Source organism: Plesiomonas sp. ISS29, assembly GCF_056522795.1.
This window is the reverse complement of record NZ_JAWRZQ010000001.1, coordinates 2,821,373-2,841,040: the sequence shown is the minus strand read 5'-3', so window position 1 is coordinate 2,841,040 and position 19,668 is coordinate 2,821,373. Positions and strand designations below refer to the sequence as shown.

18 protein-coding genes are annotated in these 19,668 nt (G+C 48.3%); 9 read left to right on the top strand and 9 right to left on the bottom strand.

Annotated features, from left to right (window positions below):
- Positions 1 to 104: 104 nt before the first annotated feature.
- Both tcdA and AC1HDJ_RS12750 read left to right on the top strand, forming a co-directional pair.
- Positions 105 to 938: a tRNA cyclic N6-threonylcarbamoyladenosine(37) synthase TcdA gene (gene tcdA, locus AC1HDJ_RS12755; RefSeq protein WP_479536109.1), complete on the top strand. Its 834-nt coding sequence runs from the start codon at positions 105 to 107 to the stop codon at positions 936 to 938.
- 88 nt (positions 939 to 1,026) lie between these two features.
- Positions 1,027 to 1,281 (top strand): hypothetical protein, encoded by a 255-nt coding sequence (locus tag AC1HDJ_RS12750; RefSeq protein ID WP_479536108.1) that lies wholly within the window; start codon positions 1,027 to 1,029, stop codon positions 1,279 to 1,281.
- Positions 1,282 to 1,324: 43 nt separating this feature from the next.
- On the opposite strand, the gene csdE is transcribed toward AC1HDJ_RS12750, so the two are convergent.
- Both csdE and csdA read right to left on the bottom strand, forming a co-directional pair.
- On the bottom strand, positions 1,325 to 1,759 hold the full coding sequence (gene csdE, locus AC1HDJ_RS12745) for a cysteine desulfurase sulfur acceptor subunit CsdE (RefSeq protein ID WP_479536107.1): 435 nt from the start codon (positions 1,757 to 1,759) through the stop codon (positions 1,325 to 1,327).
- Position 1,760: 1 nt separating this feature from the next.
- Entirely contained in the window at positions 1,761 to 2,999 is a 1,239-nt protein-coding gene (gene csdA, locus AC1HDJ_RS12740) for a cysteine desulfurase CsdA (protein WP_479537148.1), read from the bottom strand.
- A gap of 497 nt (positions 3,000 to 3,496) precedes the next feature.
- Here csdA and AC1HDJ_RS12735 point away from each other — a divergent pair, with 497 nt between their 5' ends.
- The 3 genes from AC1HDJ_RS12735 to rlmM all read left to right on the top strand — a co-directional run bounded on the left by AC1HDJ_RS12735 (position 3,497) and on the right by rlmM (position 6,023).
- Positions 3,497 to 4,411: a transcriptional regulator GcvA gene (locus AC1HDJ_RS12735; RefSeq protein WP_479536106.1), complete on the top strand. Its 915-nt coding sequence runs from the start codon at positions 3,497 to 3,499 to the stop codon at positions 4,409 to 4,411.
- A 105-nt stretch (positions 4,412 to 4,516) separates the two neighbouring features.
- Positions 4,517 to 4,909 (top strand): DUF423 domain-containing protein, encoded by a 393-nt coding sequence (locus AC1HDJ_RS12730; RefSeq protein ID WP_479536105.1) that lies wholly within the window; start codon positions 4,517 to 4,519, stop codon positions 4,907 to 4,909.
- Positions 4,902 to 6,023: a 23S rRNA (cytidine(2498)-2'-O)-methyltransferase RlmM gene (gene rlmM / locus AC1HDJ_RS12725; RefSeq protein ID WP_479536104.1), complete on the top strand. Its 1,122-nt coding sequence runs from the start codon at positions 4,902 to 4,904 to the stop codon at positions 6,021 to 6,023. The genes AC1HDJ_RS12730 and rlmM overlap by 8 nt, the downstream gene beginning before the upstream one ends.
- A gap of 223 nt (positions 6,024 to 6,246) precedes the next feature.
- Here rlmM and xni read toward each other — a convergent pair whose 3' ends face one another.
- The 5 genes from xni to queF all read right to left on the bottom strand — a co-directional run bounded on the left by xni (position 6,247) and on the right by queF (position 13,565).
- Complete coding sequence (xni, locus tag AC1HDJ_RS12720; RefSeq protein ID WP_479536103.1) at positions 6,247 to 7,017, bottom strand: flap endonuclease Xni; 771 nt, start codon at positions 7,015 to 7,017, stop codon at positions 6,247 to 6,249.
- Between the two features lie 79 nt (positions 7,018 to 7,096).
- Entirely contained in the window at positions 7,097 to 8,458 is a 1,362-nt protein-coding gene (ppnN, locus tag AC1HDJ_RS12715) for a nucleotide 5'-monophosphate nucleosidase PpnN (RefSeq protein ID WP_438622799.1), read from the bottom strand.
- A gap of 141 nt (positions 8,459 to 8,599) precedes the next feature.
- Positions 8,600 to 10,120 (bottom strand): GGDEF domain-containing protein, encoded by a 1,521-nt coding sequence (locus AC1HDJ_RS12710; protein ID WP_479536102.1) that lies wholly within the window; start codon positions 10,118 to 10,120, stop codon positions 8,600 to 8,602.
- A gap of 99 nt (positions 10,121 to 10,219) precedes the next feature.
- Positions 10,220 to 12,541: a hypothetical protein gene (locus AC1HDJ_RS12705; RefSeq protein WP_479536101.1), complete on the bottom strand. Its 2,322-nt coding sequence runs from the start codon at positions 12,539 to 12,541 to the stop codon at positions 10,220 to 10,222.
- Positions 12,542 to 12,710: 169 nt separating this feature from the next.
- Positions 12,711 to 13,565, bottom strand: a complete 855-nt coding sequence (gene queF, locus AC1HDJ_RS12700) for an NADPH-dependent 7-cyano-7-deazaguanine reductase QueF (RefSeq protein WP_479536100.1) — start codon at positions 13,563 to 13,565, stop codon at positions 12,711 to 12,713.
- 84 nt (positions 13,566 to 13,649) lie between these two features.
- Between queF and syd the strand changes: the two genes are divergently transcribed.
- Positions 13,650 to 14,234: a SecY-interacting protein gene (syd, locus tag AC1HDJ_RS12695; RefSeq protein ID WP_479537146.1), complete on the top strand. Its 585-nt coding sequence runs from the start codon at positions 13,650 to 13,652 to the stop codon at positions 14,232 to 14,234.
- 11 nt (positions 14,235 to 14,245) lie between these two features.
- Here the strand turns inward: syd and AC1HDJ_RS12690 are convergent, their stop codons facing one another.
- The gene (locus AC1HDJ_RS12690; RefSeq protein ID WP_479536099.1) at positions 14,246 to 14,521 is read right to left on the bottom strand and encodes a hypothetical protein; all 276 of its coding nucleotides are present in this window, start codon (positions 14,519 to 14,521) and stop codon (positions 14,246 to 14,248) included.
- Positions 14,522 to 16,370: 1,849 nt separating this feature from the next.
- Positions 16,371 to 17,471 (bottom strand): DUF3549 family protein, encoded by a 1,101-nt coding sequence (locus AC1HDJ_RS12685; protein WP_479536098.1) that lies wholly within the window; start codon positions 17,469 to 17,471, stop codon positions 16,371 to 16,373.
- 103 nt (positions 17,472 to 17,574) lie between these two features.
- On the opposite strand from AC1HDJ_RS12685, the gene AC1HDJ_RS12680 reads away from it, so the two are divergent.
- The 3 genes from AC1HDJ_RS12680 (at position 17,575) to AC1HDJ_RS12670 (ending at position 19,253) form a co-directional block, all read left to right on the top strand.
- Complete coding sequence (locus tag AC1HDJ_RS12680) at positions 17,575 to 17,898, top strand: YqcC family protein (RefSeq protein ID WP_479537144.1); 324 nt, start codon at positions 17,575 to 17,577, stop codon at positions 17,896 to 17,898.
- Complete coding sequence (gene truC, locus AC1HDJ_RS12675; RefSeq protein ID WP_479536097.1) at positions 17,898 to 18,728, top strand: tRNA pseudouridine(65) synthase TruC; 831 nt, start codon at positions 17,898 to 17,900, stop codon at positions 18,726 to 18,728. The genes AC1HDJ_RS12680 and truC overlap by 1 nt, the downstream gene beginning before the upstream one ends.
- A gap of 78 nt (positions 18,729 to 18,806) precedes the next feature.
- Complete coding sequence (locus AC1HDJ_RS12670) at positions 18,807 to 19,253, top strand: flavodoxin (RefSeq protein ID WP_438622807.1); 447 nt, start codon at positions 18,807 to 18,809, stop codon at positions 19,251 to 19,253.
- Positions 19,254 to 19,668 lie beyond the last annotated feature (415 nt).

The following is a 19,668-nucleotide window of genomic DNA, read 5'->3' as shown; positions in this document are numbered from 1 at the left end:
ATTATCGGCGGTAAATACACGATTGCCTGTGACAGGCCGCACTCTCTGATTTGCGGCCTGTTTTTTCTGTTTGATGTTCTATTAGTAAGTAATGAGGCGTTTTCATGTCTGAGCAGCAAGTTCCCCAAGCCACCGCATCGGCTGAATATCAGCAGCGTTTTGGTGGTACTGCCCGCTTATATGGCCATTCACAAACTGAGGTGTTGCGTGCGGCACATGTTTGTGTGGTCGGTATTGGCGGGGTGGGGTCATGGGCGGCTGAGGCCTTGGCGCGCACGGGGATTGGTGCGATGACGCTGATTGATATGGATGATGTGTGTGTCACGAATATTAATCGTCAGATCCATGCCATGAGCGGTACGGTTGGGCAACCTAAGATAGAGGTGATGGCTGAGCGTATTCGTGCCATTAACCCTGAGTGTCAGATTACGCTGATTGATGATTTTATTACCCCAAATAATCAGGCTGAGTATTTGAGCCGTGGTTATGATTATGTGATTGATGCGATTGACAGTGTACGCCCGAAAGCGGCGATGCTGGCCTATTGCAAACGCAACAAAATTCCGGTGATTATGGTCGGGGGGGCAGGTGGTCAAATTGACCCGACCCAGATTCAGGTGGCTGATTTAACCAAAACCATTCAGGATCCGCTGGCTGCTAAAGTGCGCACTATTTTGCGTCAGGAGTACAATTTCAGTAAGAACCCGAAGCGTAAGTTTGCCATTGATTGTGTGTTCTCAACCGAACATCTGATCTATCCGCAAGCGGATGGTTCTGCGTGTGCGGTAAAACAGACTGCCGAAGGGCCAAAGCGGATGGATTGTGCATCGGGTTTTGGTGCGGCAACTATGGTTACAGCCAGTTTTGGGTTTATTGCTGTGTCACGGGTGATCCAGCGTTTACTGGCAAGGGCGGCACTGAAACAGTCTACGGTGTAGCCGTTATTGCTACCGCAACACCACGATTATTACTGATGTTGTACCGGAACGTGGCGCAGCATCAGAGTGCATCAAAACAAGGAGTGAGATGATGAAATTACGGGTTGAGTTGGATTTAACGCCGCAGGAGCTGGCGGAGCTGACAGAGAACCATCAGGCTATCTGGCAGAAACTACAGATGCAGTTTTGGAGCCAGATGTCAGAGCAGGCGATGAAAATGTCGCCACTCGGCAGCTTTTATTCGCCGCAAAACAACCCTTTTGCTGGTGCGGGCAATCCGTTTGCGGCGGCGGGTAACCCGTTCGCCGCTCAGGATCAGGGTAGCGACAACGAAACAAAATGAGTGTTGCGGTGATGGCTGTTGCTACGGTGATCGCAATATCGTTTTAGGCTAAATACGTGTTCGCCGTGCTCTGTATGCGTGCGGCGATCGCGGCGATCCCTTGAGATCGGCTGCTTGAAAGCGTGTCGCCGACGCCTATCTGTTGCAGAGCGGCAGGTAAATCAACTTGCAATAGTGCTGCTGGTGTTTTTCCTTCAACTAATGTTAGGACTACCGCCAGTAGCCCTTTGACTATCCTGCCTTCACTGTCGGCATAAAAATGCAGCGTTCCATCGGCCAGTAATTGATGGCCGAGCCAGACGTTGTTTTCACAACCAGCCAGCGCAATTTGCTCGGTTTTGGCCTCGGCAGGCAGTGCGGGCAGTTGCCGCGCCAGTAAAATAAGCTGACGGTAGCGATCTTCCCACAAGCGGCAGGCATCAAAACGCTGTTGCAGAGCATCCCAGCTAATCTCATGGCCAAACGGGTGTGGATACATGTTATTCCTCGTGCAGTAAATCAATGGCATAACGCAATGCTTGCAGAAAGTGTGCTGCATCTTGCGGGGTGTTGTAGGGCGCAAATGAGATGCGTACCGTGCCGGAAACGCCTAATGCCTCGGTCAGTGGTTGGGCGCAGTGAACGCCTGCCCGCAGTGCGATGCCCTGCTCTGCCAGCAGAGTGGCGAGATCGGTGTGGTGCACACCATTTACCGTAAAGGCAATAATCGTGCTGGCATTGCATGGTCGGAACAGCCGGACACTGGCTATCTGCTGCATCTGGCGGGCGGTGTCTGCGGCTAGCTGGCAGGCATATTGCTCGGCGGCGGCACAATCTTGCTGTTGCCACCACTGTAATGCCGCGCCAAAGCCCAGAATCCCGGCAATATTTGGCGTACCCGCTTCAAAGCGTTGCGGAATATCTGCCAGCGTAACACCGCTAAAGCTGACCTTACTGATCATCTTGCCGCCGCCATGCCACGGCTGCATATTGGCAAGCCGCTCCGGTTTTCCATACAGAACGCCAACACCAGTCGGGCCGTATAATTTGTGGGCAGAGAAGGCGATGAAATCAGCATCTAGCGTTTGCATATCGAGCGCTTCATGCGCCACCGCTTGGGCTGCATCAAGCATCACTACCGCACCTACTGCATGTGCAGCGGCAATGATCGGTTCAACCGGTTGCCGGCTGCCGGTTACATTTGACACCATGCCAATAGCCACCAGTTTTGTGCGCGGGCTGAACAGAGCGGGTAAAGCGTTCAAGTCTAGGTGCAGTTGCGCGGTCATCGGCAGTTTGACGACTTTCGCACCGGTCTGTTCAGCCAGCAACAGCCAGGGCACAAGATTGGCATGATGCTCCATCTCGCCGACCAAAATCTCATCACCGGCCTGCAACCGTGGGCGCAGATAGGCCTGTGCCACTAAGTTAATCGCTTCGGTTGTTCCACGTGTCCAGACAATATTGCGCGCACTCTTTGCGTTAATAAATGCCGCACATGTACTGCGCGCTTGTTCAAAGGCTTGCGTTGCATTGGCTGCGGCAGCGTGCTGGCTTCGGTGCACCGTGGCACTGTTGCTGCAGTAATACGTGTTGACCGCCTCAATAACCGGATGTGGTTTGAGCATGGTGGCGGTGCTGTCGAGGTAGATCCCCGTTTCATTATCGCGCAGTGCCGGAAATTGCTGGCGAAAGGTGAGTGGGTCAAACAGCGCGGTATGCGAAGAGGTAAAAGTCATGGGCATGAAATTGTGTCAACCAAAGAGAATACGGGGCGATCTTGGCGTGAATTAGCGCTGAGTGCAAGTTTGCTGTGAATACCGCAGGCTGCTGTTTTGATCCCATAGCGATAAATTATTTAGGGTCAAACCGGAAACTCAAGAAAAGTGCATACAAAAAAAGCGTGTTTATCAGGGAAATAAAAGAGAGTGTGGGCAATCGGCAGATAAAAAAACGCACCGCCAGAGGCAGTGCAGAAAAAGAATTCACTATTGACAGATAGGGTCAAAATTTGTACAGGAAGTGAAACATAGTGGCTTTCGCCACCTATCTGGTTTCCCAGATAACGTGCAAACACAACATTGCAAGCAGTAACCCTAAAGCATTTCCGCAGAAACACTTGCCGTTTAGGCTTACCCTGCATGAGCCACTATAGGGATTTGCTAGCCCTTCAACAACGGACAAATTATAATACCGGACATTAGAATATCTAATATGTTTTGGAATTGTTACGGTCATGTCAAGACGACTTCCACCGCTAAATTCTTTAAAGGTTTTTGAAGCAGCGGCGCGCCACTTAAGCTTTACCCGTGCAGCTGAAGAGCTGTTTGTAACTCAGGCGGCAATTAGCCACCAAATTAAGGGATTAGAAGAGTTTTTAGGGTTAAAATTATTTCGGCGACGTAACCGCTCACTGTTGCTGACAGAAGAGGGGCAAGCCTATTTTCTGGATATGAAAGAAATTTTCAGTGCGTTATCAGAGGCAACTGAAAAATTACTGGCCCGCACGGCAAAAGGCACATTGACTGTCAGCCTTCCGGCCAGTTTTGCGATACAATGGTTAGTTCCACGCTTGGCTGACTTTAATGCGGCCCATCCTGATATTGATGTACGGATTAAGGCGGTTGATATTGATGAAGGCTCACTGACTGACGATGTCGATGTGGCTATCTATTACGGGCGCGGTAAGTGGTTTGGGTTACGGGTTGATTTGCTCTGTAACGAATACCTGATCCCGCTGTGCTCTCCGGCACTGTTAAGCGGGGCACACCCGCTACTGACACCGAGTGATTTACGTTACTACACTCTACTGCATGATACCTCGCGCCGCGACTGGCAAGCGTTTACCAAGCAGTTGGGGGTGCAAGATATTAATGTCAATCAGGGGCCGATTTTTAGCCATACGGCACTGGTACTGCAATCGGCGATTCACGGACAGGGCGTTGCACTGGCCAACAATGTGCTGGCGCAGCCTGAGTTGAAAGCGGGGCGTTTGGTCTGCCCATTTGATGATCTCTTGATGAGTAAAAACGCATTTTATGTGGTTTGCCATGACAGCCAGGCAGAACTGGGTAAAATAGCCGCCTTTCGGCAATGGATGCTGCTACGGGCACAACAAGAACAAGAGACGCTGCGCAGCCGTTTTTCCTGATATATACCGCACAGATACTGTATTGATATCTGATATTTCAGGGCAAAAATAACGGGTGATGTGCGATGAAGGCGCTTGTTTTAACCAATCAGGGAGTCAGCTGAGATGACATTACGTAATCTGGTGTTGCCACTGGCCGCGATCAGCGGCTTTTTTACGGTGGCATTCGGTGCATTTGGTGCGCATATTCTGAGCCGCATGCTGATGCCTGAGCAGATGACACTGATCCAAACCGGCTTGAATTATCAGATGTTTCATACTGTCGCTATGCTGGCGGCAGGCATTATATCGCTGCAATATACGCAAAAACAGTTTGTTTACAGCGGATTATTGTTTGCATTAGGTATTTTATTATTCAGTGGCAGTTTATATGGCTACGCACTCACTCAGCAATCAGCGCTGGTGTGGGTAACCCCGCTTGGGGGCGTGAGTTTTCTGGCCGGTTGGCTGACACTGTTCACTGGTCTATTACGTTTGAGGAGAACCGCGCATGAATAAACTGGCGCTGTATTGTCGTCCAGGCTTTGAAAAAGAGTGTGCGGCAGAGATTACCGATAAAGCAGCACAACACGGGGTATACGGTTTCCCGCGTGTGAAAGATAACAGTGGTTATGTGCTGTTTGAATGCTATCAGTATGAAGATGCAGATAAATTAGCGCAGCTTGTCCCGTTTAAAGAGCTGATTTTTGCCCGCCAGATATTGGTGGTAGGTGAACTGCTGAAAAACTTGCCGGCAGAAGACCGGATTACCCCGATAGTGGGTATGCTGACCAATGTGATTGACGGGCCAGGTGAGTTGCGTGTTGAAGTGCCTGACACTAATGAAGCGAAAGAGCTGACCAAGTTCTGCCGTAAATTCTCTGTGCCGTTACGCAGTGCATTGCGCAGTGCCGGTATTTTGCTGCCTAAAGAGAACCCTTATCGCCCTGTGCTGCACGTGTTCTTTATTGCGCCGGGTTGCTGTTATGTCGGGTACTCGTACAGCAATAATAACTCGCCGTTTTACATGGGTATTCCGCGCCTGAAATTTCCTTCCGATGCACCAAGCCGTTCCACGCTGAAGCTGGAAGAAGCATTTCATCTGTTTATCCCGCATGATGAGTGGGATGAGCGTTTAGGCTCAGGAATGTGGGCGGTCGATCTGGGTGCATGCCCAGGTGGTTGGACTTACCAGCTGGTAAAACGCAGCATGTTTGTTTATGCGGTAGATAATGGCCCAATGGCAGAGAGCCTGATGATGACCGGCCAAGTGACCCATATTTGCGAGGATGGCTTTAAATTTGAGCCGCCACGTCAGAATATCGCGTGGCTGGTGTGTGATATGGTTGAGAAACCGGCCAAAGTTGCTGCCAGAATGACCGAATGGTTGGTTAACGGCTGGTGTCGTGAGGCCATTTTTAACCTCAAGCTGCCGATGAAAAAGCGCTATGAAGAAGTTAACCATATTCTGGAAAAACTGCACTTGGCACTCAAAGACAAAGGTATAAATGTGCAGATTGCGGCTAAACAGTTGTACCATGATCGTGAAGAAGTGACTGTGCATGTTCGCCGTATGTGGGTAGCAGTCAGCCCGAAAGCGAATGCGTACCGCAGTTACCGCGATGATGAGTAAGCGCGGTTTCGGTTATGAGCTGGCTGTGTAACTCTGTTTAATCCTATGTAATATAGCGATTCAGTGGAGTAAATACTCCGTGAAAAAAATCCTGCTGCACTTGTGCCGCAGGATTTTTTTATGCGTAGGTTTATCTGCCGTGTTATGTGTGGTGCACATTGCCGAAGTGAACGTTGCCGCAAGTACTGATGTTGTGATGAGCCTTATATCGTAAAAGGGGGGATCAGCAGCGTAGCTGTTGCAGATTGATCCCCAATGGTAAATCTTGTTGTAACGAGGCAATTTTCCGGCTTAACCGTGCGAGTTCCGCATGTTGTTGTATTTTTTTTAGCAGCGCGGGTGGGTGATCGGTGGCGGCCAGTACCGCATCTAGCGAGCCATAACGTTGCAGCAAGGTAGCGGCGGTTTTCCCGCCGACACCCGGAATGCCGGGGATTTTACTGCTATTGATACCGGCTAACCCCCAGTAATCTGGCAGTAGTGCAGGGCTGACACCGAACTCTTGCGCGACAAACGGCGCATCCAGCCAGCGTTTTTGAAAGTAGTCGCGGATTTGCAGGGTCGGAGCGAGTAACTGGCAGTAGCCTTTATCGGTTGAGACAATAGTGGCCTGATGGCCGCGTGAGCTTATCTGGCATGCCAGTGTGGCGGCCAGATCATCGGCTTCATTATCGTGTGCAGTCAGTGAGCTGACACTGTGCTGTGCAAAGGCATCTTGAAATTGGCTGAGTGCGGCAGCCAGTGCATCGGGCATCGGGGAGCGGCCCTGCTTATAGGTTGGCAATAGCTGATGTCGCCAGCCGCTGAGTCGCTCTGGAGAATCAAATACGGCTACTGCATGGGTTGGCTTAGTGTGTTGTAAGAGGGTGCTGAGGGCGTTGCTACACTGTTCGATACAGCGCGGCATATCGACCGGTTTGTTGCCGCTGTCGTGTACGGCATGAATGCGCCGGATAAGATTGAGCGCATCAACGACCAGTAAGTGAATCGCCATGAAAAAGTACCATCGGATCAGGAATAATATCCGATGGTACTGAGCTAGCGCGGTGAGCGCAAATTACGTCGGCAGAATATCAGGTGATGATTTCATAGCACGGGGCATAGGCAGTTGAGCCTGGCAGTTTCATCCGGTGCTGCTGAACAAAGCTTTCCAGCAGTTTATCCATCCGGCGCATCAGGGCTTTATCGCCATCAATCTGGTACGGGCCATGCGCGGCAATAGCCTGCAAGCCTTTCTCTTTGACGTTACCCGCTACAATGCCTGAAAACGCCTGACGCAGGTTTGCAGCTAGCGCTTCGGCAGGTTGATCAAGGTGTAAGTTGAGCTGACTCATGTTGATATGGGTCGGTTCAAATGGCTGCTGGAAGGCCGGTTCAATTTTTAATGACCAGTTAAAGCTGTAGGCATCGCCGGTTTCCATGCGGTGCTCTTTCACTGCTGTCATGCCCTCTTTCATGATCTGCGCCACTTTAACCGGATCATCAATCACTATCTGATAGCGTGATTGCGCGTCAGCGCCAAGGGTTGCGCCGATAAATTCGTGCAGCGATTGGAAGTAACTTTCGCTCTCTTTCGGGCCGGTTAAGACTATCGGCATTGGCTGGTGGCTGTTCTCTGGGTTTATCATTATCCCTAAAATGTATAAAAGCTCTTCGGCTGTACCCACTCCGCCCGGGAAGATGATAATGCCGTGCGCCATGCGTACAAACGCTTCGAGGCGCTTTTCAATATCCGGCATAATGGTCAGTTCGGTGACCAGCGGGTTTGGCGGTTCAGCAGCGATGATGGAAGGCTCGGTGATACCCAGAAAACGGCCGGTTTTGATGCGTTGTTTGGCATGGCCAACGGCTGCGCCTTTCATCGGCGCTTCCATTGCTCCTGGGCCGCAACCGGTACAGATGTTCAGATCACGTAGGCCCAGTTCGTGGCCGACTAAACGGCCATACAGATACTCTTTCTCATTAATTGAGTGCCCGCCCCAGCAGACCACGGTGTTCGGGTATTCACCGGTATGCAGCAGTTTTGCATTACGCAGCAGCGCAAAGACGAAATTGGTGATGTGGGTGGAGTCGTGCAGGTTTAGCTGAGTAATGTGCGAGTTGAGCTGGGCGTTGACGAACAAAATATCACGCAGCACGGCAAACAGATGTTCGTGCAGGCCACGGATTATCTTTCCATCAACAAATGCAGTTTCGGGCGGATTAATCAGTTCGAGTTTGACACCGCGCTCACGGCGAACCACATTAATATCAAAATCATGGTGTTTTTGCAGTAGATCCTGACTGTTATCTGTATGGCTGCCAGAATTTAATACCGCCAGTGAACAGTTGCGATAAATTTGATACAGCTCACTTGAGGCAGTGCGCTTTAACATATCAACTTCGAGTTGTGAGAGCTGATCCATAGCGCCAATGGGGTTGAGATGTGTAATCAAAGTGACTCCTTTCAAATAACAACGATCGCAGTGTACTGTTGGCTTGTTGAGGCCGAAATGCGGGCTGATCGTGCGTTCGGTGGTCATAACTTCCCCACCCGTGTGCTACACGTTAACGCGCTAAGGCGCATATGCCAACTCTCAAAATATGAAGATTTGATTTCTACCTTGATTTTTTGCTTGATAGAGCGCTTTATCGGCCCGTTCAACCCAGGTGTTAATGCTGTCAGCATCCTGCAAACAGCTGGCTCCTAGTGATACGGTGATGGTGACGTTATCATCACGAAACTTGAACGGTAAGCGCTTAATTTTTTTACGGATCTCTTCAAGTTTCAGTGTCACTTCCGTTTCAGAGTAGTCAGCAATAATCAGCGCAAATTCTTCTCCGCCGTACCGGGCGATAAAATCAGTTTCACGCAGTGATTGCTGAATAGCGCGGGCGATTATTTTCAGGGCTTTATCGCCCGCTAAATGGCCGTAAGTGTCATTAAGTGTTTTAAAGCAGTCAAGGTCAACCATGACAAACCACAAGGGCTGCCGGTAGCGCTGCCAGCGTTTATATTCGAGATCCTGCCGCTCTTGCAGTGCGGCGCGGTTATACACTTTGGTCAGGTGATCTAAAAACAGGCGATGTTGCTGATCGAGTAGGCGGTTACGGTAATCGGTGGTTTGCTCAAGAATAGTGCAGAGCACATTCTCATTACTTTGGATGCGTTCAATCGTCGTGTGCATTTGCTGGCAAAGCTGCTGATGCTGCTGTGTTTGCTGCAGCAGTGTCTGCACGGCCTGCTGGATTTGACTGGCTGAAAGCGCTTGCGGCTGTTCGAGCGTGTTGAGGGTATTTTGCATCTCTTGATTCAGGTGTTGCATGTTGTGGTGATCAAGATAGGCATGTTCAACTGATTTGTTCATGCTGTGGTGCAGCATGCCCAGATCATCATTTAGGCTAGCCAGAAAACGGTGTGAACTGCGCCTTTCGCTGCGTGTTCCCTGTAATATCAGTTCAATAATGTCAAAACTGTACTGAATCAGTTGAGCGGCATCGGTACCAATCAGCAGATGGTTGCGGATCTCAAGCAGCCGCTGGCCTATCTCTGCATCAAAGTCGAGTTCAGAGATCAGGTGTTGCAGTTCATCAGAGACTTTTTGCTGGATATCCAGCGTCAGCGTAGTGTGTGAGGGCTGCTCGGCATGTTGCTCACCCAATGCCGCGAGCATGCGTACGGCACGGCTGAATAAGTGCAGGATACGCTCAATGCGCAGAGTCAGATCTGGTGTGTGCTGCGTGCTCAGTTGCAGTACAGCATCTTGACGTAATTGCGGCGAGAGTACGGCGGTAGTTTTCAGACACTCGGCGGCCTGTGCTATACCCTCGTTCAGCCGTTGCTGTTGGGCTACCCGTTGCTGGCTGAATTTGAAGGCAAGCCGCTCAAGTAAGGCCAAACGCGGGATCATCAGCGATGTTTCTTTAGCGCGATCAAGGTCAATGCGGATATCAATTAAAATGCGATCAAGCTCGCTATCAGCGCCCTCCAGAGATTGGGTGACACGCCCGAGCACACGCCGCAGTAGCTCACTTTCGCGCGAGTGTTTTCCTGATAGCCGCTGGTAGCTCTCTTCGAGCTGAGCTAATTGTTGGCGCAAATCAACTTCACTATCCATTCACGTCATCCATTGCTTGATCCTATCAACCTGAGCCTATAAATATGCATGCATATGCCGTACCTGCGTGGTGTCGCGGGCTAAAATGTTGAGACGGCATCACAACGTATTATCGGCATCCTTGGATTTTTCTTCAGAGTGAATTTGTGACTTTATGTGCTCTACGGCTGACCAATCAATACTGTAATCGGTTTGCAAGTGCAGCACCTTGACCAATCCGCGCCGGATGGCCTCAATACAGGCGGTATGTAAATCGCCCTGAAAACAGGCTGGTGTGGCCCGCTGAATCGGCATTAGGAAAACCCAGTTATCTAGCCTGCTACGCAAATTAAGATCTTTTGCTGCACACAGCGCCAGCTGCAAAATATTCAGCAACTGCGGAAGGTTTACACCAGAGGTTGCTCGTGGCAGGAAAGGGTACTGACATGCGCCAATACTGATAGTGCCTGCGGGCGCGGTATACCCAGGGAACTGCTCAAACACCGACAAAATAGAGGCACAAAACGTTTCGGGATCAGTGCTGCCCTGTTCACCGTGTTGCTGCTGAATATACAAAAACGTACCATCTCTAACCTGAAAAATCTGCCCGTTATTACCGAGCATGTTATTACCGAGTGTACTGTACAAATACCGCCCCAACTCAGCCTCTATTTTGCTCGATTCAGTGAAGCCGATTTCAATTTTCTGGCTCAGCTCTGACAGCCAGTGCAAGTGAATAAAGGCCACATTTAAACGCAACATGGTAAACGGGTCTGTCAGCTCTGTATCTGCAGATGGATCTGCCGCTTGTGTTGCCATGGCTTGCTCACACAAGTTCAGCGTATGCTGCAACTGTTTAGGCAGGCGGGCGTACATACAGCGCTGGTTCGGTAATCCGCTGCGCGGATGCAAATAGTGGCTTTTACGCACGCGTCTGAGCTTTGTACGCAGTGCGGGTGTTAGTACCAAGAAATAGCAAGTCACACCGAGTAAAATCAGGATGATACACAAGAGCACCCGATTAAACTTTTGTGCTTCCTCTTTTTGTGCACTGATTGCGTGATAGTTGGCATTGAGTAGTTGTTCAGTGTTAATTTTCGTGACTAACTTCTCACGTTGCTTAAGTGTTTCAGTATTAAAAAACAGTCGTTGTTTTTGAATTTGCTGTAATAACGTAATTTTTTTGTGCAGATAAAGATTTTCTTGTTTATCGTTCCCTTTTTTTCTGTATGCATTAATCAGTAACTCATAAGCATACAGGCGGGTATTTAATTCTGATTCAGGTATTTTAATTATTGCCTTTTTTATTAAATCAAGTGCTGATTCAATGTTGCCTGAATGTAATAACCAATCACCTTTTAACAGTAAAAAAGGCGGGTATAACTCACGTGAGTTTTTATCTTCGTTTAAGTTTTGTTCAATTTGCTTTATGTACTCTTCGGCTTTGAGCGGCTCACCAGTATTTAAATAGATATACCCAATTCCGATTTTTATTCCAATTAGCTTGCTTCCATTCGGTAACGAATTTTCAATATCCATCGCATTCAGGTAACTGACCAGTGCTAAATTTAGCCGATTTTCTACTCGGTGAATATGGCCGATTAATTTCAATGTGCTGGCAAGAGAGACTTTATCCTGAGTAGCCTGATAAAAATTAGCTGCCTGATTTGCATAATTAAGTGCTAGGGAGTAGCTGCCAAAGGTGAAATAGAATTGGGCTAGTTGCAGCTGTGTAACAGCCAACAGATCAGGTTGGTCAAACTCCATTGAAAGACTTAGCGCGGTTATCAGGCTCTCTTGAGCTAAATCTCGCTCTTGTTCTAGCAAATGCAGCTGGCTGGCAATGAGATAGTAATTAATGCGTGATGATGGATACTTCATCATAGGAAGCAGCTTTTGTGCGCATAACAACTGCTGTTTGGCATACTGAAAAACATCCTGACTCGGTGATTGAGTCAAGGTGTTATTGAGCGCTATTTTTGCCTGCAACAAATGATAACGTACTGTTATATCTGTTGTGGAGTTTACTCCTTCAGGTAATTGTTCAAGCGGTTGTAATTCAGGCAGTGCTTTACTCTTATCGTGGGTAAATTGCCAGATTAATTCAGCCTTTGTTAGTAGTGCATCAAAATAAATAAGATCATGCTGTTGATTCTTTGTGCGCGTAATCACACTATCGATCGTATTTATCGCTTGCTTATTATCCCCTAACTTGGCAAAAGCCCGACTTTTAAGTAAACATGAATATAAAATATTCTGTTGATATTGTTTCACATGTTGGGGATTTAAGTTACGAACCGTGGTGTTGGTTGATAGGTTATTATTTGGTTTATTTAAATACTGGTCAAGGCGATTAATCGCCATTTGAGGCTGTGTCTTTAATAACTGTTCAGCATCAAGTAATGGCTTTTCCGGTTTATCCAAAGGAATCTCAGTTAACACAATAGCATGCGCAAATGAAAACTGTATGAAATATAAAGAAAAAGCGAGAAGGCAGCGTATCACAATCATTTCGTTCTATTATTGTTGATATTTTACTGTCTAAAATTAATAGCTGCAGTGTAGCCTATGCGGTACATGAAACCAAGCGTACCGCAAAGAATTTAAGATATTATTGACGTGGAAGGCGAATATTAAAAGCAGAGGGCACTTCCCAATTAGAGCGGAATGGATTGATATCCAGCCCACCACGCCGAGTATAGCGGGCAAACACCGTTAAGCATTCAGGTGCACAGAAATGTTGAATGTCGGTAAATATACGCTCTACACACTGTTCATGAAATTCATTGTGATTACGAAATGAGATTAGATAACGCAATAACTTCTCGCGATCAATTCGCTTTCCACGATAGTGAATTTTTACTGAGCCCCAGTCAGGCTGATGCGTGATAAGGCAATTTGATTTGAGCAAATGGCTGACCAATATCTCCTCAACCACTGTATTGTCGTGTGGATTTACCGCACCCTGTAAATATTCGGCATCAAAATCATAGCGATCAATGGTAATATTCTGCTCATCAATACACTCACCACCGAATGAACCGATTAATTGCCCCTCATACTGGGCTAGCCGGTGCAAAACTACCTCAACATCAGCCTCAGCACAGACACTCAGATCACGCTGTAACCTTGCCTGAACCTCATCCCAATCCGCAAACTGGCTCTGATTAAAGCTATTCAGATACAACTTAAAGCTTTTTGACTCAATCAGATTGCGGCTGGTTGCCGGAACGCGCACATCGCCAATGGCTACTTGCGGCAGGCCCTGTGCATTGAGCCAAGATAGCTCATACAGTGTCCAGAGATCTTCCCCGTGAAACGGCAGATTCAGCCCTAGTGCCAGATCGTCACGGTTCAGTGCCCGCGGAACGCCCTGCAATAATTCAGGTGAATAGTGATCACAATAATCGGTTTTTTTACCCAATGTCAGTGCTGACAGTGCCGGATCCTTATCGTATTTACTCATTACATCTGCTCTGTGTCAGTTACAATCATCTGCAGTGTAACCTAAATTCAGAGTAAGATAATGCCCCTACCAAGCCCACAAAATATGTCACAAGACAACCCAATCGGTGAGCCATACAGCACACAAGCATTGATACACTTTACTGACCGTTACCTACAGCACTGGAAGGCAGAACAACAAACCCTGCCGGAAAGTGAAAGCCTGCTGGGGATAGCCTCACCCTGTATTGCGCGCACGGCAGAAAATAGCCTTTACTGGCAACCGGTTAGGCCCGGTATTCACACCGCAAACCCAGCACTTTACTCTGTAGAACAAGCACTCAATATCCAGATCCGTGCCGAAGCCCATGCCTATTTTTCGGCTCAGTTTGCCGGTGATATGGCCGCACAGTGGCAAGGAAACTCCCTAACACTGCTGCAAGTCTGGAGCCATGATGACTTTCCCCGCATGCTGGAAAACCAGATTGGCCACCTTGTTACCCAGCGGCGGCTCAAACAGAGCCCGACCCTGTTCCTTGCCCTTACCGATGACGACATGCAGATCATCTCGCTGTGCAACATCACCGGCGAAATTCTGCTCGAAACCCTCGGCACCGGGCAGCGTATCCGTGTGGCCGATAACCTGTCTGATTTTCTGGCCGGTTTAACACCGCACATTGCCGTACTGTAAGCACCTTTCATTTATCCTTGCTGCAAATCCGCTACAGCACGTTGTAATGTTGCAACGTGCTGTTCAAGCACTCGAATCCGCTCGGTCAGCTCGGCAACACCCTGTATGGGTTCAGCATCCTCCGGCAACAACATCGCCTCGTGCAGTGTATTGGCCTTATCTTTTGCCAGCATATTCACAATCACCGGTAACGGCACCGGTGTAGACAAACGCCCCTTAATTAATGCAACCGAAGGCGTTTTTCCCTCACGCTTTAACTGCAACAAAGCCTGCGCCACCTCGTTCATCTATTATTCCTCTCTTAACGGGCTGTTTATTTATCGCACTATCATAATTGTCTGTTTTGCGTACAGGCCAAGGCTGCTGCAATCTGAGTGCTATACCGCATTCAAGCATACTTTTGGGGGATATTAACAGCACAGAGCGGCATATATAGATCCAGTTGCTTCATACCGATTTAGCAGATTGTGCGCAGTGGGTTGACTTATATCAAAACATCAACGGATATTTACCAGAGATAAGCCATGTTTGGTGTGCGATATATCCTACAAACACTGTAAGACAACAAATAAAGGTTTTGAACGGTTACATCGCTATACAAAAATATATATACATATAAATCAATATATTAGTGAAAATAAACTGAATTGAAATCGAATACATAATACATATAAAATCAAACAGCGCCTTGTAGAAAAATTAGGGAAGGGTAATCTTAACCACGTCGACAGGATGCGGCGCTGCAGAAATGCAAAACAACAAGGACACGCCAAGGAGTACGGCGATGGCGTCAGGATGACCCATCAAGAGTTCAGGATGAATTCACCGGAAATGGATATCTAACAGGAACACTCAGCAGCAATGCCGAGGCCATCAACGGGATGCTGATGGGTTAAGGATGACACAGGACACACGTCAGGATGGCGTGCAGGGAACACGCCTCAGGATGGGGTTACGGATAACTTCAGGATGAAGTCAGGGACACCTCCAGGACGGAGAAGTGAGCCGATTCAAGGATGTAAGCGGCAGCGCAAGGAATGGCACAAGGAAGATCGTCAGGATGACGAACGGACAGCTTCACGGATTGAAGATCAAAGGACAAGCCCGAGGATGGGGTGAGTTTCAAGGAGTGATGCAGGGAGCACGCTTTGCAGCAGGATAAGCTGTAGCTAGACCTGAGGGGGTATCGCAGTGCGGTACCCCTTCTTCTATTTTCTATCTCATATATTCTTCTGCTTATCTCTTGCTATATTTCGGTATTTACCCTGATGTAACACCCGTACCAATAAAAGCACATCATGTTCTCTTTTTCTTGCGTCAAAACACCCTCTGTTCACGGCGGGTTAACCGTAAAAATAACCAATAAACAAACATTTTGTGCTACATAAGTCATTAAACCCTCAGTTTGTCTATTTTTGGTCTTGACAAGTTACCGGTAACGCTCATGTTTAAAATGGTCAATGTCTTACTTTTGTGTAGGATATTTCTTACAAAGACTGTGGGAATATCCCTATAAAGCATGTGAGTACCTAAAAAGAGTTATCTTAATAAATTATTTGAAATCATTAGGTTATATTAAAAGCCATAAGAAATATCCTGAAATGATTTTTTTCATCTTGTGATAAGTGCATTGAGCTGAGCCTGTAAGTGGGTATGATTAGCTCATCGAAACGAATTCGATAGCCTTTAGGAAAACAGGCTTTCTCAGGAAGAGAAGAAAAAGGATTCCCCCGTAAGGATTCGGGTGCGCTGACAGGATGTGAGCGGTTAAGGACGATACAAGGATACACTTCAGGATGAAGTTTAGGATGCTGCCTCAGGATGAGGAAGTGGACGCTTTAGGATGAAGCTTAAGGACACCTCCAGGACGGAGAAGGGCATCAGACATGAAGTCTGGTAGCGCAAGGATGGCTCAGGATGACACGCCAGGATAGCGTAAAGGACAGCCCCACGGATGCGGGGATCACAAGGAACACATCAACGGATTTGATGCTTATCACGGAGTGATGCAGGGAGCACCTGTGCAGCAGGATAAGCTGTAGCAAGACCAGAAAGGGATGCCGGAAACGGTATCCCTTTCTCTATTTCTACATTTCTATTTCTTTTACTGTCACTATCGCTTTATCTCATCTCTAATCAATGCAGCTTTTTATGCAATTTAATCAGGGCATTGGTCAGTGATTCGGGTGCCTGTTTTTGCTGTAACAGCGTAAAAATCTGCTGCCGTAACAACGGCTGGGTGATCACTTCAGGGTAGAGTTGCTCAAACAGTGCTGAGTTTCCTAGTGCTTGTAAATAGGGCTGTAACAGTGCTGGTGAACTTAACCGGTGTGGTAAGCGGGCTGTTAATGCAATCAGCCATGCATCGGCATTCTCGTGTTGTAACTGGTGCTGTATAAATGCCTGTTGCTCGGCAGAATCAGGTGCATATGCCAAAGCCCGCAACAGTAGCAACTGATCATCTTGCGTCGCACTGCGGGTTAAACGTGCAAACAGTATTTCGGCCACTTCAGCACTGATCTCAGTCTGCTCAAGACACAAACATAACGCCTGCAACGGAATGCTCGGCATCGCATTGATAGCCCGACACAGCATGATCTGATGCTGACTGGTGCGATCACGCGTGATCACCTCTGCCAACCCCTGCAACCCTACATCCTGCCACTGCTGCCAGCCCAGCTCACCGGAAAGATAGCGTTGTGCCGGCAGATAAAAACGCGAAGGCGCTTGCTGATGCGAGTGTGACAACCGCGCATGAAACATCGCCATCCGCTCGGGGCTCGGTTGCCAGTGCTGTGGATGCTCGGCAAGGGCTTTTTTATCCTCTTCGCTGGGTATTTTCTCCAGCTTGTTGCCCAAAGTGTGCTGTAACAGGCGGGCAAAACGGGCACACTCTTCGGGGATCAGCATGCCATTTTCATCGAGTGACAGCGTTAAAAACCAGATACAGGGTTCGGCTGTGTCAGCGGTTGTTGCGTCATCGGTATTGGTGGTTTTTGCTTGGTTATCGCCCGACATGGTTTTTTCAGAAGATTCAGAAGATAAAGAGAGGTTGGCATGTGGTGTACAAATCAGGGCCAGCCTAGCCTGTCCGCGTAGTGGATAAGGGTAAGGCCGCTGCTGATTTTCCAGCAACGAAAAAGTGGGTAAAGCCAGTGGATGCGGGCGGCGGCCTAAGTCGTAAAAGGTTGCATTCACATCGGCAAAGGTCAGTAGTTCGGTCAGTGCTGCTGTCATGGCGGGATATCTGCTCGGGCAAGTTAGCGTTAAATGCTAAATTATAGGGAGGATAACGGTTCGGTGATATGCTTGGCCGCCCTTTTTTAACCCAGAGGTGATGATGGATCGCTATCAACATGCATCTTTATTATTAGATAATATTCAGCAAGCACTGGTTACGCTTGATTTGTGGCAGGCCATGCCGCCTGAGGCTGCTGCGTTTAAAAGCACTGAGCCGTTTAGCATTGATACTATGTCGGCAGAGCAGTGGTTGCAGTGGGTATTTATGCCACGTATGCAAGCGCTGCTTGATGCGAAAGCCCCTTTCCCAGCGCGTTTTTCCATTGCACCTTATGTGGAAGAGGCGTTAAAAAATCATCCACACATTTCCCTGTTATTAGCTCCATTGCAGGAGCTTGACCGTCTGTTTACGCGAGAAGCCTGATGCCAGAGTCTGTACCGTTGAACCCGTTAACCTCTACCGAGTTGCCTGATAGCGTGATCTCCTCTGAATCAGAAGAGAGCGAAGCGTTTAACACGCCTGTTGATCCGGATATTACCTTGCCGATTTTGTATCAGGATGAACACATTATCGCGATAAACAAACCGGCAGGGTGGCTGGTGCATCGAAGCTGGCTTGATCGCCATGAAAAAGTGGTGGTGATGCAGACGGTACGTAACCAGATTGGCCAGCATGTTTTTACCGTGCATCGCCTTGATCGCCCGACATCCGGTATTTTGCTGATGGCACTGTCGAGTGAGGTTGCTCGTACCTTGTCCGGCATGTTTGAACAGCAGCAAATAAAGAAAACCTACCATGCGGTGGTTCGCGGCTATCTTGAGGGGGAAGCGGTACTCGATTATCCGCTGGTTGAAGAGCTTGATAAGATTGCCGATAAATTTGCCAGCCAAGAGCGTACCGCGCAGCCTGCCGTTACGCATTACCGTGCGCTGGCTAAAGTAGAAACACCGTATCCGGCGGGGCGCTATGAAACCACGCGTTACAGTTTGGTTGAGCTAAAACCTGAAACCGGCCGGAAGCATCAGTTGCGCCGCCATATGGCCCATTTGCGCCATCCGATTATGGGCGATTCAAGCCACGGTGATTTAAAGCAAAACCGCGCCCTGAAAGCTAATTTTGGTGCAGGCCGTTTGATGCTGCATGCCAGTGAATTGACGCTCAATCATCCGGTAACGGGCGAGCTATTACACATCACTGCACCGTTGGATGAAACATGGCAACACCTGATGCAACAATTTGACTGGTCTGTGTAAGATCCTGTGACGTAATCGACTTGCACAACACCCCGCAACACGGCAGGATGGTTGAAATACCTAACAAAAGGAAACTGCATGGCCAGGGTGGGGATTTTTGTCGGAACTGTGTATGGAAACGCGCAATTGGTTGCCGATGAAGCCGAACGGATTTTACGTGTTGCCGGACACGATGCGAACATCTATGAAGAAGGTTCGCTCGAAGATTGGCAACAATACTTGGAAGCCGTGGTGTTGGTGGTCACCTCAACCACTGGGCAAGGAGATTTGCCCGATACAATTGCCCCGTTATACCTCGCTATGCAAGATACCGGATTGTGGCAACCTAAATTGCGGTATGGCGTGATAGCACTCGGTGATAGCAGCTATGAAACCTTCTGCGGTGCAGGCAAACAGTTTGATACTTTGCTGCATGAGCAGGGCGCGCAGCGGATACAAGAGCGTTTAGAGTTAGATGCTACCTCGCATCCTGAACCCGAGCTTACCGCCCGCGAGTGGATTGAAGCATTTTCACGCGCAATCTAAATGCTAAATGTAATAAAAAGCCCGCTACTGCGGGTTTTTTATTATCCGCATCGCTGAGTTTTATCTAGCTGAGTTCTATATTCTTACGCTCTGCCTCGTTAAGTTCGGCTTCATTGGGTTGTCCAGATGGGGTTCTCTGGCACAGCACTTTATCCTGTTAACAGGTCTTTCTTCCCTTTTTTTTGCGTTTGTTGTTACTGTTTGCTTTTTAACCGATACGATTTTCAGATCAGCGTTACGTATTATTTTTTACCGGTAATGGCTGCAATCTGTTGGGGCCATTGCTGCGGCAATTCGCACTCATTACAATTGGCTGAATCGATCTGACGCTTGTTTTTATGTCGGTAACAGTGCATTTATAATATAAAAACGTGATCACTGGCACGTTATTGGGTCTGCACTTGCCGTTTTAATG

What these genes read in the sequence shown, in the direction of transcription:
- tcdA (WP_479536109.1), top strand. Translation starts at nt 105, where the DNA reads ATGTCTGAGCAGCAAGTTCCCCAAGCCACCGCATCGGCTGAATATCAG.
- AC1HDJ_RS12750 (WP_479536108.1), top strand. Translation starts at nt 1,027, where the DNA reads ATGATGAAATTACGGGTTGAGTTGGATTTAACGCCGCAGGAGCTGGCG.
- csdE (WP_479536107.1), bottom strand. Translation starts at nt 1,759, where the DNA reads ATGTATCCACACCCGTTTGGCCATGAGATTAGCTGGGATGCTCTGCAA.
- csdA (WP_479537148.1), bottom strand. Translation starts at nt 2,999, where the DNA reads ATGACTTTTACCTCTTCGCATACCGCGCTGTTTGACCCACTCACCTTT.
- AC1HDJ_RS12735 (WP_479536106.1), top strand. Translation starts at nt 3,497, where the DNA reads ATGTCAAGACGACTTCCACCGCTAAATTCTTTAAAGGTTTTTGAAGCA.
- AC1HDJ_RS12730 (WP_479536105.1), top strand. Translation starts at nt 4,517, where the DNA reads ATGACATTACGTAATCTGGTGTTGCCACTGGCCGCGATCAGCGGCTTT.
- rlmM (WP_479536104.1), top strand. Translation starts at nt 4,902, where the DNA reads ATGAATAAACTGGCGCTGTATTGTCGTCCAGGCTTTGAAAAAGAGTGT.
- xni (WP_479536103.1), bottom strand. Translation starts at nt 7,017, where the DNA reads ATGGCGATTCACTTACTGGTCGTTGATGCGCTCAATCTTATCCGGCGC.
- AC1HDJ_RS12710 (WP_479536102.1), bottom strand. Translation starts at nt 10,120, where the DNA reads ATGGATAGTGAAGTTGATTTGCGCCAACAATTAGCTCAGCTCGAAGAG.
- queF (WP_479536100.1), bottom strand. Translation starts at nt 13,565, where the DNA reads ATGAGTAAATACGATAAGGATCCGGCACTGTCAGCACTGACATTGGGT.
- syd (WP_479537146.1), top strand. Translation starts at nt 13,650, where the DNA reads ATGTCACAAGACAACCCAATCGGTGAGCCATACAGCACACAAGCATTG.
- AC1HDJ_RS12690 (WP_479536099.1), bottom strand. Translation starts at nt 14,521, where the DNA reads ATGAACGAGGTGGCGCAGGCTTTGTTGCAGTTAAAGCGTGAGGGAAAA.
- AC1HDJ_RS12685 (WP_479536098.1), bottom strand. Translation starts at nt 17,471, where the DNA reads ATGACAGCAGCACTGACCGAACTACTGACCTTTGCCGATGTGAATGCA.
- AC1HDJ_RS12680 (WP_479537144.1), top strand. Translation starts at nt 17,575, where the DNA reads ATGGATCGCTATCAACATGCATCTTTATTATTAGATAATATTCAGCAA.
- truC (WP_479536097.1), top strand. Translation starts at nt 17,898, where the DNA reads ATGCCAGAGTCTGTACCGTTGAACCCGTTAACCTCTACCGAGTTGCCT.
- AC1HDJ_RS12670 (WP_438622807.1), top strand. Translation starts at nt 18,807, where the DNA reads ATGGCCAGGGTGGGGATTTTTGTCGGAACTGTGTATGGAAACGCGCAA.